This is a genomic window from Amycolatopsis sp. NBC_00355 (genome assembly GCF_036104975.1).
In the GTDB taxonomy this organism is placed as follows: Bacteria; Actinomycetota; Actinomycetes; order Mycobacteriales; family Pseudonocardiaceae; genus Amycolatopsis.
On the sequence record NZ_CP107982.1, the window covers coordinates 4,829,497 to 4,842,971 of the forward strand.

At 72.8% G+C, this 13,475-nt stretch carries 13 protein-coding genes; 11 read left to right on the forward strand and 2 right to left on the reverse strand.

Annotated elements, in window-relative coordinates; all coding sequences use genetic code 11:
* Nucleotides 1-144: 144 nt before the first annotated feature.
* The 8 genes from OHS18_RS21240 to OHS18_RS21275 all read left to right on the forward strand — a co-directional run bounded on the left by OHS18_RS21240 (nucleotide 145) and on the right by OHS18_RS21275 (nucleotide 10,533).
* Nucleotides 145-2,322 (forward strand): ATP-binding protein, encoded by a 2,178-nt coding sequence (locus tag OHS18_RS21240; RefSeq protein ID WP_328618240.1) that lies wholly within the window; start codon nucleotides 145-147, stop codon nucleotides 2,320-2,322.
* A 31-nt stretch (nucleotides 2,323-2,353) separates the two neighbouring features.
* Nucleotides 2,354-3,352, forward strand: coding sequence for an SEFIR domain-containing protein (locus OHS18_RS21245; RefSeq protein ID WP_328618241.1), 999 nt, complete (start codon nucleotides 2,354-2,356; stop codon nucleotides 3,350-3,352).
* Nucleotides 3,353-3,405: 53 nt separating this feature from the next.
* Nucleotides 3,406-3,585, forward strand: coding sequence for a hypothetical protein (locus OHS18_RS21250; RefSeq protein ID WP_328618242.1), 180 nt, complete (start codon nucleotides 3,406-3,408; stop codon nucleotides 3,583-3,585).
* A gap of 44 nt (nucleotides 3,586-3,629) precedes the next feature.
* Complete coding sequence (locus OHS18_RS21255) at nucleotides 3,630-4,826, forward strand: DUF222 domain-containing protein (protein ID WP_442875398.1); 1,197 nt, start codon at nucleotides 3,630-3,632, stop codon at nucleotides 4,824-4,826.
* Nucleotides 4,827-5,908: 1,082 nt separating this feature from the next.
* The gene (locus tag OHS18_RS21260; protein WP_328618243.1) at nucleotides 5,909-6,496 is read left to right on the forward strand and encodes a hypothetical protein; all 588 of its coding nucleotides are present in this window, start codon (nucleotides 5,909-5,911) and stop codon (nucleotides 6,494-6,496) included.
* A complete protein-coding gene (locus OHS18_RS21265) occupies nucleotides 6,405-7,316 on the forward strand; it encodes an ABC transporter ATP-binding protein (RefSeq protein WP_328618244.1) in 912 nt (303 codons plus the stop codon). Before OHS18_RS21260 ends, OHS18_RS21265 begins: the two co-directional genes overlap by 92 nt.
* Nucleotides 7,306-8,127: an ABC transporter permease gene (locus tag OHS18_RS21270; protein ID WP_328618245.1), complete on the forward strand. Its 822-nt coding sequence runs from the start codon at nucleotides 7,306-7,308 to the stop codon at nucleotides 8,125-8,127. The genes OHS18_RS21265 and OHS18_RS21270 overlap by 11 nt, the downstream gene beginning before the upstream one ends.
* Nucleotides 8,128-8,214: 87 nt before the next feature.
* The gene (locus OHS18_RS21275) at nucleotides 8,215-10,533 is read left to right on the forward strand and encodes a putative bifunctional diguanylate cyclase/phosphodiesterase (protein WP_328618246.1); all 2,319 of its coding nucleotides are present in this window, start codon (nucleotides 8,215-8,217) and stop codon (nucleotides 10,531-10,533) included.
* Nucleotides 10,534-10,608: 75 nt separating this feature from the next.
* Here the strand turns inward: OHS18_RS21275 and OHS18_RS21280 are convergent, their stop codons facing one another.
* Complete coding sequence (locus OHS18_RS21280; RefSeq protein ID WP_328618247.1) at nucleotides 10,609-11,433, reverse strand: cyclase family protein; 825 nt, start codon at nucleotides 11,431-11,433, stop codon at nucleotides 10,609-10,611.
* A 99-nt stretch (nucleotides 11,434-11,532) separates the two neighbouring features.
* On the opposite strand from OHS18_RS21280, the gene OHS18_RS21285 reads away from it, so the two are divergent.
* The 3 genes from OHS18_RS21285 to OHS18_RS21295 all read left to right on the forward strand — a co-directional run bounded on the left by OHS18_RS21285 (nucleotide 11,533) and on the right by OHS18_RS21295 (nucleotide 13,246).
* The gene (locus tag OHS18_RS21285) at nucleotides 11,533-11,958 is read left to right on the forward strand and encodes a DUF5709 domain-containing protein (RefSeq protein WP_328450019.1); all 426 of its coding nucleotides are present in this window, start codon (nucleotides 11,533-11,535) and stop codon (nucleotides 11,956-11,958) included.
* Between the two features lie 338 nt (nucleotides 11,959-12,296).
* Nucleotides 12,297-12,692 (forward strand): hypothetical protein, encoded by a 396-nt coding sequence (locus OHS18_RS21290; protein ID WP_328618248.1) that lies wholly within the window; start codon nucleotides 12,297-12,299, stop codon nucleotides 12,690-12,692.
* On the forward strand, nucleotides 12,665-13,246 hold the full coding sequence (locus OHS18_RS21295) for a helix-turn-helix transcriptional regulator (RefSeq protein WP_328618249.1): 582 nt from the start codon (nucleotides 12,665-12,667) through the stop codon (nucleotides 13,244-13,246). The genes OHS18_RS21290 and OHS18_RS21295 overlap by 28 nt, the downstream gene beginning before the upstream one ends.
* Before the next feature lie 14 nt (nucleotides 13,247-13,260).
* On the opposite strand, the gene OHS18_RS21300 is transcribed toward OHS18_RS21295, so the two are convergent.
* Nucleotides 13,261-13,440, reverse strand: a complete 180-nt coding sequence (locus OHS18_RS21300) for a hypothetical protein (protein ID WP_328450015.1) — start codon at nucleotides 13,438-13,440, stop codon at nucleotides 13,261-13,263.
* Nucleotides 13,441-13,475 lie beyond the last annotated feature (35 nt).

Here is a 13,475-nt window from a genome sequence, read left to right on the forward strand (position 1 = left end):
TCGCCCCGCCGGCCGCCGGCTCCGGCCGAGGGCCGGGCCATGCGTGAAGAACCCGGGCCGCGCGCACACCCGCCGGCCGGGTCCGGCGACCCCCGGCGGCCCTCCGGCGCCGTCATAATGCTCCTGCGACGAGGGTGGGTACTGATGAACGAACGAGCGACGTTCGGCGCCGAGCTGCGCCGCCTGCGCCGGGCGGCCGGGCTCTCCCTGACCGGCCTCGCGGACCGGGTCCACTACAGCAAGGGCTACCTGAGCAAAGTGGAAACCGGGCTGACCACACCGAACCCGGCACTGGCCGCGCTGTGCGACGCCGAACTGCACGCGGCCGGGGCCCTCACCGCCCTGCTCCCCCACGAACCCGCGCGACGGCGGACCCGCCCCGACGTCCGGGCGTCCGGACTGCCGCCCGCGACCGGCGACTTCACCGGCCGCGCCGACGAACTGCAGGCGGTGCGCGACGCGCTGGAAACCGAAAACGGCGTCTGCGTGATCTCCGGGATGGGCGGGGTCGGCAAGACGGCGCTGGCCGTCCGCTGCGCCCACCGGCTCGAAGCGGTGTTCGCCGACGGCTGCGTGTTCGTCGACCTCCGCGGGCACAGCGAGGCCCCGGTCGACCCGGCGGCCCTGCACGACCGGCTGCTGCGGGTGCTCGGCGTGCCCGCCGAACGGATCCCGGCCGACCCGGACGACCGGGCCGCGTTCTACCGCACCCGGCTGCGCGGGCGCAGTCTCCTGCTGGTGCTGGACAACGCGGCCGACGCGGCGCAGGTGCGGCCGCTGCTGCCCGCCGAGCCGAAGTGCCGGGTGCTGGTGACCAGCCGGTCGCGGCTGAGCGCGCTCGACGAGGCCCGGCACGTCTCGCTCGACGTCCTGCCCGCCGGCACCGCGGCCGAGCTCTTCGCCGCGCTCACCGGGGCGGCCGCCGCCGACGCGGCCCGCGTCGCCGAACGCTGCGGCCGGCTCCCCCTCGCCGTCCGGATCGCCGCGGCCCGGCTGCGGGCCCACCCGGCCTGGGACGTGGCCGAGCTGGACCGCCGGCTGGCCGTCGAGGCCGACCGGCTCGGCGAGCTCGACGACGGCGAGCGCAGCCTGTCGGCGGCCTTCCGGCTGTCGGCGCGTCAGCTCAGCGACGCCGAAGGCCGGTTGTTCGGCCTGCTCTCGCTGCACCCCGGCGGCGACCTCGACGTCCGCGCGGCGAGCGCGCTGGCCGGGCTCGCGCCGCGGGAGACCGACCGGCTGCTCGACCGGCTGCACGACGCGTACCTGATCACCCAGCCCGCCGCCGACCGGTACGGCTTCCACGACCTGCTCCGCGCGTTCGCCGTCGAGACCGGCGAAGCCGCCCTCGAACCCGAAGAGCGGCAGGCGGCCTTCCGCCAGCTCGCGGCGTTCGCCGTGCGGGACGCCGAACGGGCCGACCGGCTGCTGTCCCCGCAGCGCTACCGGCCGGTGGTCACCTACCCCGGCGGCCTGCCCGAGCCGGTGCCCGCGGAAGCCGTCGCGTGGTTCCGCGCCGAGTGGCCGAACCTCGTCGCCCTGTGCCGCCGGGCCGGCGAGCTCGGGGAGCACGAGCGGTGCTGGCAGCTGGCGTTCTTCCTGCGCGGGTACTTCTTCCTGGCGAAGCTGTGGGACGAGTGGATCGTGACGCACCGCTGGGCCCGCGCGGCGGCCGAAGCGGCGGGCGACCGGTGGGCGCTGGCGACCACGACGGCGAACCTCGGGATCGCCCTGGTCGACCGGGGCGACCTCGACGGCGCGTCCGAGTGCTACCGCGAAGCGCTCCGGGAGTACCGCGCGATCGGCGACCGCCACGGCGAAGCCACCGCGCTTGCGCACCACGCCTGGGCCGACCACTACCGCGGCGACTACCGGGCCGCGTTGCGCGATTTCGGGACGGCGCTGGCGTTCTACGAGCAGACCGGCAGCCGCCGCAACGCCGCCATCACCGAACGCGGCATCGCGCTGGTGCGCGTCGCGCTCGGCGAGGCCGCGGCAGCGGCGGACGTCGCGGCGGGCACGCTGACCGTGTTCGACGAGCTCGGCCTGGAGCTCGACGCCGTGCTGGCGCTCAACTGCCTGGGCTGGGCCCGGTTCCACACCGGCGAACACGACCTCGCCGCGGCGGCCTACCGCGAAGCGGCGGCCCGGGCGGAGGCGTGCGAGAGCGACCACGAAGCGGCCCGGGCGTACACGGGCCTGGGCAACGTCGCGTTCGCCCGCGGCGCGGCGTCGGAGGCGGCGGGCTACTGGGCGCGGGCGGACGAGAGCCACCCCGGCCTCGACCCGGTCGTCGTCGGCGAAACCCGGGCCCGGCCGGCGTAACGGCGGCTCCGGACGCGCCGACTCCGGTGTCATGCCGACCCGCCCCCGGGTCTTCGTGTCGTACTCGCACGACGACGAGGACCACAAGACGCTCGTGCGCCGGTTCGCCGAGTTCCTCCACCGGCACATCGGCCTCGAGGTGCACCTGGACCAGTGGGCCGACGGCGCCCGCGTCGACTGGTCCAGGTGGGCCCTGCGGCAGCTGAAGGCGGCCGACTACACGCTCGCCATCGCGTCCCCGATGTACCGGCGGCGCACCGACGGCGAGGAGTCGCCGCACGTCGGCCGCGGCGCGCAGTTCGAGGGCGCGGTCCTGCGCGACCAGGTGACCGCCGACATCGACGAGTACACGGCGCGGATCCTGCCGATCGTGCTCCCCGGCCGCGCGATCGACGAGATCCCGCAGTTCCTCAACCCGTATTCGACGACCCGCTTCGTGGTCCGGCAGTTCCAGGTCGGCGACAGCGGCGTCCAGAGCCTGGTGCGGGCGATCGCGCGCCGGCCGGAACACCCCCGGCCGGACGAGGATCCCGCGGTGTTCGCCGGCGGCGGGTACACGCCGGCCCCGAGGCGCCGGAAACTGCTGCTGACCACGGAACTGACGCCCGTCTCGAAAGGACCGGACGTCCGGCTCGCCGCCGCGAGCATCGACGGCACCCACCACGGCCACAGCATCACCTACCGCTGCTCGATGTTCTGCGGCGAACCCCGCGGCGTCGTCGAGTACGACCTGGGCCGGAAGTACCGGAAGTTCGAGTCCGCGGCAGGCGTCCTCGACGACGCGGCGGACGCCGGCCAGACGGGCCACTTCGAGGTGTTCCTCGACGGCGTCCCCCAGCCGTCGGTCACCGTACGGCTCGGCGCGCCGGCGCAGTTCGACGTGGACGTCTCCGAAGTCCTCAGGCTGCGGCTCGTCGCCTACCGGCCCGACACGATCGGGTCACCCCTGCTGGCCGGCGCCCGGATCGCGGGCGGCCTGTCGAACGGCCTCCCGGAACTGGGCTGGGGCAACCCGTCCCTGTCCACCTGATCGAGCGGCATCGGCATCGGCGGCCACGGGTATCCGCCGATCAGAACCCGAGGATGTGGCTGGTTTCGGGCGCCCTGCGGCTGTTCCTCGTCACCGCCGCACCGGCCGCGGTGCACGTACCCCTGCTCGTCGGGCTCGTCGCGGCGGTTGTCACCTTCGTCGTGCCGGCACCGCGAAGCACCAGCTGGGCCAACGCCGGCCGGCTCACGGGCAGTGATCATCTTTTCGCCTGATCGTGTGATGAACAGGTGTTCGATTCCGGGTTAGTGTTTGTGGTGTGGACGACGAGCGGATGTGGCAAGCCAACGCGGTGGCACTGGCCGACCGTGTCGGTGAGCTGGTGACCCGGATCCGTTGCGCGGAAGCGGAACTGGGTGCGGTGCTGGTCGAGATCGAGGCCCGCGGCGTGGGCGAGTTGTTCGGATACCGTTCTGTAGGGCGGCTTCTGGAAGACCTGGCCGATATTTCCGCGGATGCTGCGGGGAAGTTGCTGCGGCGGGCCCGGGCGTTGAACTCGGCTCCAGAAACGGCCCCGGCCACGGCTGCGGCGGCCCGGGATGGCCGGTTGAGCAACCCGATGATCGACACGATCCTGGAGACTCTGCGCCAGATCCCGGATGAGCATCGTGGGGATGCCGAACGGGAGATGGTGCTGCTGTCCCGGACCGCGGGCCGAAGACAGGTAGCGGCTCTGGGTGCGCATCTGCTGGGTTACCTCAACCCGGACGGCCCACCTCCGGACGACACCACACCCTCGGTTCCCGAGCGTGAGTTGTCGTTGCGGCGCAAAAGGACCGGTGTGTGGGAGCTGCGCGGAAGGTTCGACGACGAGACCGGCACCCGCGCCCATGCCCTGCTGGATTCCCTGGCGGAACGCCGCACAGCCGAGGACCTGCGTTCCCCGCAGGAACGTTACGGTGACGCGTTCTCCGACGCGATCGACCTGGCCTTGAATTCACCGGATTTGCCGTTGCAGGCCGGTGAACGAGCCCACGTCCTGGTCACGGTGCCCCTGGAGGCGTTGAAGACCGGTGCGGGCACGGCCCGGCTGGGCGACACCGGTGACATCTCGGCCGCGGACGCCCGGGTCCACGCGTGTGACAGCGGTGTCATCCCCGCGGTCTTGGGTGGCAAGAGTGAGCCGCTGGATCTGGGGCGGTTGCGTCGTTTGATCACGGCGGGTCTCCGCCGGGCTCTGTACTTGCGTGACCGGGGTTGTGCGTTCCCGGGTTGCCATCGTCCTCCGCGGCATTGTCAGGGGCACCACATCCGGCACTGGGCCGAGGGTGGTCCGACGAGTCTGGGGAATCTGGTGTTGTTGTGTGGGTATCACCATCGGTTGGTGCATAGTTCGAGTTGGCAGGTCCGGGTGGCTGCGGATGGGTTGCCGGAGTTCATTCCGCCGTTGTTCATGGACCGGCGTCGACAACCCCGACGCAACAACGTCCACAAGCCACTACCAGCAGCAGCCTGACCGGGACGGGCAGGCTTGCGGTCACCGGTGTGATCTGAATGAGGAGGCCGGGACCTCCGCCACGGCGGCGCCTAAATGAGGAGGCCGAGGCCTCCGCCACGGCGGCGCTGAACGAGAAGGGCGGGCCCGTTGCCTCCTGTCGCGGGTCTGGCCCGTTGCCTCCCGTCGCGGGTCTGGCCTGTTGCCTCCCGTCGCGGATCTGGACCCGTTGCCTCCCGTCGCGGATCTGGACCCGTTGCCTCCCGTCGCGGATCTGGACCCGTTGCCTCCCGTCGCGGATCTGGACGTTGCCGCCCGCTGCTCGTGCACGACCGGCGCCGGTCACCGTTCGACGAAACGGCGGTTCCGCCGGCGGATTCTCCCGGCGCTTCGTCGTGGAGGAATGGGAGCCTGCTGTAGCGGCGACCAGAGGCGACGGACGTCGCCTCTGGTCGCAATGAGTACGAGAACGCGCCACCTACAGAGGCTTGGTAGGTGCGCGGCCGAACTCCGCGACGCGAAGCTCGCCGCCCTTGTAGTCCCCTATTAGATTCAACGTCACCACGAAGCGCCAGTGGGCGATGCCCGGGTCATGTTGTTGCGGTGGAATCGAAGTAGCCGTCGGTTTCCGCGTCCCAGCGGGCCGGGAGCCGGCGCTCGATCCCGCTGGTGCTCGCGGCCTGTCGCGCTGCCGACAGCTCGTCGTGATTCGCACGGCGGACCCGCCGTCGGAGAACCGGCCGTGCCGCACCAGCCATAGGTCCGCGTGCCGGGCACGCGGGGCTCTGCCGGACCACGAGGGTGGCTCGCCCGGGAGGCCCGGCGGATCAGCGTCGACCTGCTGGTGCAGCTGTCCCGGAAGCAGGTGCGGAACGCGTGTGCGCGTCGACCACGCCCGGCACCAGCCGGCCCTCGCCCACGAGCGCCGCCGGGCATCGGTGAAGTGGCCCAGTGATCGCCGGTCGAACCACAGCTCCACGTACCTCCGCGCGTACGGCCGCTGCCCGAGTACGCACTCTGCCGTAGGCGCAAGTGCCGTTCCTCGGCGGACGACCGCGGCGGCCCGGGTCCCGAGGATGAGGGGCAGCACGAAGGAGGGCACCATGACCAGCCGACTCGGCGCCCGGGCCCGCAAGGGGTACCTGGTGGCCCACATCGTCTCGGGGGGCGCGTGGATCGGGATCGATGCGGTCCTCGGCGTGCTCGTCGCCACCGCGCTCGTCTCGGACGACCCCGCGGTCGTCGCCACGAGCCTGGGAGCGCTGGAGCTGTTCGCGATCTGGCCGATGCTGATCGCCGCGGTCCTCACGCTCGGGACCGGCGTTGTGCTCGGCCTCGGCACCAAGTACGGCCTTGTCCGCTACTGGTGGGTGGCCGTGAAGCTGGCCGTGAACGTCGTGATGGTCCTGCTGATCCTCTTCGCGCTGCGGCCGGGGTTGTACGACGCCGCCGAATACGGCCGGCAGCTCGCCGCCGGTGTGCCCCCGCAGGGTGATCCGGCCGGCCTGCTCTACCCCGTGATCGTCGCACCCGGCCTGCTGTTGTTCGCCAGCGTCCTCTCGGTCTTCAAGCCGTGGGGCCGCGTCCGGAAGGAGACCCGTGAACCTGCCCGTCGAAACGATCGCCCTGACCAAACGCTACGGACCGGCCGCCGCGGTGGCGGAGCTGAACCTGTCGGTGCGCGCCGGTGAGGTGTACGGCTTCCTCGGCCCCAACGGCGCCGGCAAGACGACGACGCTGCGGATGTTGCTCGGCCTGATCCGGCCGACTTCCGGCGACGTCCGGCTCTTCGGTGACGAACCGGGTCCGGCCAGTCTCGCGCGGGTCGGCGCGCTCATCGAAGGGCCCGCCTTCTACCCGTACCTTTCCGGCCGGGCGAACCTGCGGATCCTCGCCGACCACGCCCGTGTCTCCCGCGGCCGCGTCGACGCCGTGCTCGACGTCGTCACCCTCGCCGATCGGGCCAAGGACAAGTACGCGACCTACTCGCTCGGCATGAAGCAGCGGCTCGGCCTCGCGGCCGCGTTGCTGAAGGAGCCCGAACTCGTGGTGCTGGACGAGCCGACCAACGGCCTCGATCCGGCCGGGATGGCCGACATGCGCGTGACGCTGCGCAAGCTCGCCGCCGACGGCTGCACCGTGCTGCTGTCGAGCCACCTGCTGGCCGAGGTCGAGCAGATCTGCGACCGCGTCGGCGTGCTCGACCACGGCCGGCTCGTCGCCGAGACGTCCGTGACCGACCTGCGGGCCGGTGGTGCGCTGCGCGTGGTCGCCGGGCCGCTCGACCAGGCCCGTGCGCACCTCGGCCGGCTGCTCGGCGCGGACCGCGTCCACGCCGACGGCGCCGCGGTCGAACTGGACGTCGACCCCGGTGAGGCCGGGCGGATCAACGCGGCGCTCGTCGGCGCCGGCCTCGACGTCACCGAGCTGCGCTGGCACGAACCCGACCTGGAACAGACGTTCCTCGCCCTGACCGGAGCCCCGACCGGAGGTACCCCCGATGCTGCGTGACATCCGAGCCGAACTCCTGAAGCAGACGCGGCGGCCCGCGAGCTGGCTGCTGCTGGCCGTCGCCGTCGTGCTGACGCTGACCTTCGGTTACGCCGTCCCCTACGCGGGCCTGGACGGCGCCCCGGCGTCCGGCGGGCCCGGCGCCGGACGCGGGCTGAGCGCGATGCTGCCGGACGCGTTCGTCGGCAGCGCCCTCGGCGGCCTGCCGATCTTCGTCGGCGCGCTCGCGCTGATCTTCGGCGTGCTCGTCGCGGGCAGCGAATACGGCTTCGGCACGTGGAAGACGGTGCTGGTGCAGAACCCTTCGCGGGTCACCGTCTTCGGCGCGAAGCTGGTCGTCGTCACGGTGGCGGCGCTGGCCACGGTGCTCGCGCTGTTCGCGGCGGACGCGGGCGCGAGCGCGCTCGTCGCGTCGCTGCAGGGCCGGGCGCTGGTCTGGCCGAGCGCGTCCGATGTCCTGCTGGGCCTCGGCGCCGGCTGGCTGGTGACGACCATGTGGGGCGCGCTCGGTGTGCTGCTGGCCGTCGGCCTGCGTTCGGTCGCGCTGCCGATCGGGCTGGGCCTGGTGTGGCTGCTGGCCGTGCAGAACCTCCTCGCGTCGGTCGCCGCGCCGCTGCTGACCTGGGTCGCCGACCTGCAGAAGGTGCTGCCCGGGCCGAACGCCGGCGCGCTCGTGGCCTCGTTCGGGGCGAGCGCCCCCGGGGTCGAGCGGATCGTCGGTTCCGGGCAGGCCACCGCCGTGCTCGCCGGGTATCTGGTCGTCTTCGCCGGGCTCGGCGGGTGGCTGCTGCACCGGCGTGACATCGCCTGATGGTGCCGGTGCGGTGAGCCGGTTCCCGCGTCCGTCCGGTGTAGTGTTTCTCAGTCCGACGGACCGGGCGTGACCACGTGAGGTGCCATGACAGTGCGGCGGTACCCAGTGGCGATCCTGCTCGTCGTCGTCACGGCGGCGCTGATCGTCGTCAACGGGTTCGCGTTCTGGGGTGACACTTTCGCGCTGTGGATCGACGACGCCATGCAGCTGAGCGCCGGCGTCGCCGCGGTCGTCTGCGGCTGCCTGGTCGCCCGCCGCTTCGGCGGCCACCAGCGCTGGTGGCGGCTGCTGATCGCGCTCGGCATGGCCGGCTGGTCGCTCGGGCAGTGCGTCTGGTCCTGGTTCCAGCTGGTCGACGGCCGGGGGCTGCCGTCGCCGTCGCTGGCCGACATCGGCTACCTGAGCTTCCCGGTCCTCGCGCTCGCCGCGCTGTTCACCCTGGCGCGGGCGCGGATCCGGCCGGACCGCGAGCGCTGGCAGCCCGCGCAGTGGACCGCGCACTTCGGCATCGCGGTGGTGCTCGACGGCCTGGTCGTCACCGGTTCGCTGTTCATCCTGACCTGGACCGCGGCACTCGGGCAGCTGGTCCGGGCCACCGCGCCGGACGCGGGCTCGTGGGCCGTGGCCATCGCCTATCCCCTGTCGGACCTGGTCATCGTGGTCGTCGCGGTGCTGCTGGTGGTGTTCGACCGGGTGGACCGGCCCTACCGCGCGAACCTGCTGCTGCTGGCCGTCGGGATCGTCGCGCTCGCCTGCTCCGACAGCGTGTTCGCCTACCTCGTCAGCATCGGCGCGGAGAGCATGAAGCCGTGGGCCGACGCGGGGTTCGTGCTCGGTCCGATGTTCATCGCGTTCGCGCTGCTGGTGACGCCGAACACCCGGCGGCGCGACGACGCGGCCCAGCCCGGCGGGGTCGACTGGTGGCAGCTGGCGCTGCCCTACATCCCGGTCACCGCGGTGGCGCTGCTGATCACCGTGCAGCTGATCGGCGGGGCCGGGCCGGACGGCGTCGAGGTGTTCGTCGGCGTGCTCGTGGTGTTCCTCGTGCTCGCCCGGCAGCTGCTTTCCGTGCTGGACAACCGGTTGCTGCTGCGGCGGGTGTACGAAGGCCAGCAGCAGCTGACGCACCAGGCCTTCCACGACCCGCTCACCGGGCTGGCCAACCGCGCGCTGTTCGGCGACCGGCTGGACTCGGCGGTCGCCGAAGGTGCCGACGCCCGTCACCCGCTCGTGCTGATCTTCGTCGACCTGGACGACTTCAAGGAGGTCAACGACCGCTTCGGGCACGCGGGCGGCGACCTGCTGCTGCACGCCGTCGCGCAGCGGCTGCTGGGCTGCGTGCGCTCGACCGACACCGTCGCGCGCCTGGGCGGTGACGAGTTCGCGATCCTGCTCGAAGGGGAGGTCGACGCGCCGCAGGCGGTCGCCGACCGGATCCGCGGCGCGCTGCGGCGGCCGTTCGCGGTGCACGGCACGCTCGTCCCGGTCCGGGCGAGCATGGGGCTGGTCGTGCCGGACCCGGCCGAGCCGCAGGTCACCTCCGACGTGCTGCTGGGCCGCGCGGACACGTCGATGTACGCGGGCAAGCGGCTGGGCAAGGACACGACCGTGGTCTACCGGCCGTCCCACGACGGCCCGCCGGACTTCCCGTCGGCGCTGCGCCGCGCGGCCGGCGGCATCCCGGAGGGCTTCGAGCTGGTGTTCCAGCCGATCGTGCGGCTCGGCGACGAGACGCCGGTGGCCGTCGAAGCGCTGGCCCGCTGGACCACCCCGGACGGCACGGCCGTGTCGCCCGAGACGTTCGTCCGCGCGGTCGAAGGCGCCGGCCTCGGCGCCGAACTGGACGCGCTGGTGCTGGACCTCGCCTGCCGCGAGATCACCGCGGCCGGGCTGGACCTGACCGTGCACGTCAACGTCTGCGCCAGCCGGCTCGGCGCGGCCGCGCTCGAACGGAGCGTCAGCGCGAGCCTGGCCCGGTACGGGTTGCCCGCGGACCGGCTCGTCGTCGAGATCACCGAGACCGTGCCGGTGCCCGACCTGGCCCAGGGCGCCGACGCGATCCGGCGGCTGCAGGCCCTCGGCGTCCGGGTGGCGCTCGACGACTTCGGGGCCGGGTACAGCTCGCTGACCGTGCTACACGCGCTGCCGGTCGACCTGATCAAGCTGGACCGCGCGCTGACGACGGGTATCCAGCCGGAGCGCGACGCCGCGCTGTGCCGGTCGCTGGTCGGGCTGTGCGCCGACCTCGACCTGGCGGTGGTCGCCGAAGGCATCGAGACGGCCGAGCAGGCCGAACTGATCATCCGGGCGGGCTGCACCACCGCCCAGGGCTACCGCTTCGGCCGCCCGGCCCCGCTGTCGGCGCTGCGCCTCTCCGGCGCGACACCGCTTTCGGCAGGCTGATCCCGGGTCTGCCGCGGCCCGTCGTGAGTGTTCAGGGCGGTTAGAACCGCCCTGAACACTCACGACCCCCGGGGCTCAGTCCGCGTGCACGCCCGGCGGGAGCACGCCGAAGATCGTCGCCGTCGAGCCCGCGCCCTTGCGGTTGATCGGGCCGCCCGCCAGGACCCACGCGCCGGTCGTCGGCAGGGCCTTGAGGTTCGCCAGGATCTCCAGGCTGATCCGGTGGCGCTGGTAGACCAGCTTGGACACGGTGTACGTCTCGTCGGTGCCGACGTCCGGGCTGAACGTGTCGGTGCCCGTGCCGCCTTGGCGGCCGAGACGTCCCGTGTCGATCAGCCAGTTGACCGCGGGGATCGAGAACCCGGGCTGGTGCAGCACGCCGTCGGCGCCGGTGTTCGGGTAGGCCGGGGTGCCCCACTTGGCGTCCCAGCCGGTCCAGAGCACGACGACGGCGTCGTCGGGGATCCGGCCGTGGCGCTTCTCCCAGGCCTTGAGGTCGTCGATCGTCACGCCGTAGTCCGCGTTCGCCGCGGCCTTCGCTCTTATGTCGATCTTGACGGCGGGCCGGAATAGATCCGCCGGATCCATGGCGTCGGCGAGGGGCTGACCGGTGTTGAAGTGGCCGGGCGCGCCCCAGTGCGTGCCGGTGTGCTCGCCTTCGCGAACGAACTGCAGGTAATAGCCGTCGTCCGGGATGGTCGCGATGGTCTCCAGGGAGAACGCCGGGTCGCCGGGGAACACGTTGGTCTTCGCGGGGTCGTTGACGTGCGACAGGTTGACCAGGTTCAGCTGGTCGAGCCGCACCGACGGCGGTTGCGCGGCCTGCGCGGTCCGCCCGGACACGGCGGCGCCGAACACCCCGGCCAGGCCCGCGGCCAGCACCCTGCGTCTCATCGGCATGGGGGAATCACCTTTCACCGGAACGCCGCCCGTGCGGCGGCCTGCACGGTGATATCACCCAGACCGGGTGCGGCCAAGGAGTTAGGCGAAGATGGGGCCATGGACGACGACATCGAAGACAACGCCGACAACGGCGTGCTGGATCCCGAAGACACCCTGGTCGACCGCGACGAGCTGGCGGAAGGTTATTCGCCGCCGGAGCACTCGCGCGCCACCGAGGACTGGGGCACGACCGCGCGCGAGACCGCGGAGGGCGAAAGCTGGGAAGGCCGGCTCGCCCGCGAGGTCCCCGACCTGGCCGACGACGCCGACGACGACGGCCTCGGCGACAACGAGGACAGCGACGGCGAGCTGATCGACGACGAGGTCGGCGACGTCCGCGCGGGCCGGCTGGTCGCCTCGGACGAGGGTTTCGGCGCGGACACCGACGAGGAGCTGTACGCGTCGGACGCGGGCGTCGACGGCGGTGCGGCTTCGGCGGAGGAAGCCGCGGTCCACGTGATCGACGAGTCCCGCCGCTGGTGAGGTGGCAGGGCCTGCGCGGCCCTGCCACCCCGCCGGACGCGACGGTCCGGTCCGCGGTCGTCGTGCCGGGGAACACGACCCGCCCCCTCGACGGTTCGTGCCGGTCCCTCCGTGGCGCAGGGGCCTTGCACGACGCTTTCCGAATCCTGTCCGGCTCCGCGTCCACGAGCCCGGCCCGCCGCCGGGCCCACCCCTCGCGGGTCCGGCGGCGAAATTCCGCGTCCAACCTGATGAGCGGCCTAATCCTTTCCGCCGTCCGGCGCGTGGGGTAGGGGGCAGAGCGGTCAACGGCCGGATCAGGCCATCCCCGGCCCCGCTCTCGCCGGAGGAGGGCACGGATGCTCGAGGGCTTGCTGACGCCCGGCGCGGGCGCGCTGTACGACACGATGGTGCGCACCGGGCCGCTGCCGCTGGACGACCCGCGCGCCGGGAGCCCGGAGATGCGGGAGCTGTTCGACCAGGGTTTCGTGCGCCGCGACTACCGCGACGACCCGGTGATCGCGCCGATGGAGCCGGTGCGCGCCGTCGACCACGCGATCCTGGGCGCGCAGCAGCGGCTCGTGGAGCAGCAGCGCCAGATCGTCGCGGCGCGCCAGCAGCTGGACATGCTGCAGGCGGTGTACCGCGCGGCGCACGGCAGCGGCGGCGACCCGGGCGTCGAGGTGCTGACGGACCCGCAGCGCATCGGCTCGCTGTCGCTGGAACTGTGCCTGTCCGCGCGCGAGAGTTCCTGACCTTCACCACGCGGCACTTCAAGCGGAAACCGGACGCGGGCACGGTGATGCGCCTGCCGGACGCGGTGACCGAACGCGGCGTGCGGCTGCGCAACGTCTACGAGCGCGCCGCCCTGGAGTTCGCCGGCGCCAAGGAAGTCGTCGACGCCAGCGTCGCGGCCGGGTGGGCGATGCGGGTGGCGCCGGAGCTGCCGATGAAGATGGTCGTCGCCGATCACCATTCCGCACTGGTACCGCTGGATCCGAGCGGCATGGACGGCGCGCTGTTCGTCCGCAGCCCCACGATCGTCGCGGCGCTGAGGATGCTGTTCGAGCTGGTCTGGAGCCAGGCGGTCGCGGTGGACGGCGGGCACCCGCGCGACGGCCTCACCCCGACCCAGGCGAAGGTGCTGGACCTGCTGGCCACGGGCATGACGGACGGCGCGATCGCCCGCCACCTGGACGTCAGCGAGCGCACGGTCCGCCGGCACGTCCAGGGGCTGCTGGAGACACTGCAGGCGGACAACCGGGTCGCGGCGGTGTTCGCGGCGACCCGGCTGGGCTGGCTCGGCTGAGCGCGCGCCCGGTGTTATTCCAGCTTCCGGCACTGGGGCGGGCCGTGGGTCCAGATCCAGACGCAGTCGGTCCCGGGCGGCCGGACCGCCGGGTCGCCGTGGCCCGGCGCCGCGGCGGCCGTCGGGGCGGCGAGGGCGGCGAGGGTGCCGATGGCCGCCGCGGCGAGCAGGCCGGCCAGCACTCGCTTGATCATGGTCGTCCTTTCCCGCGAAGTGATCTCCTGGGCCA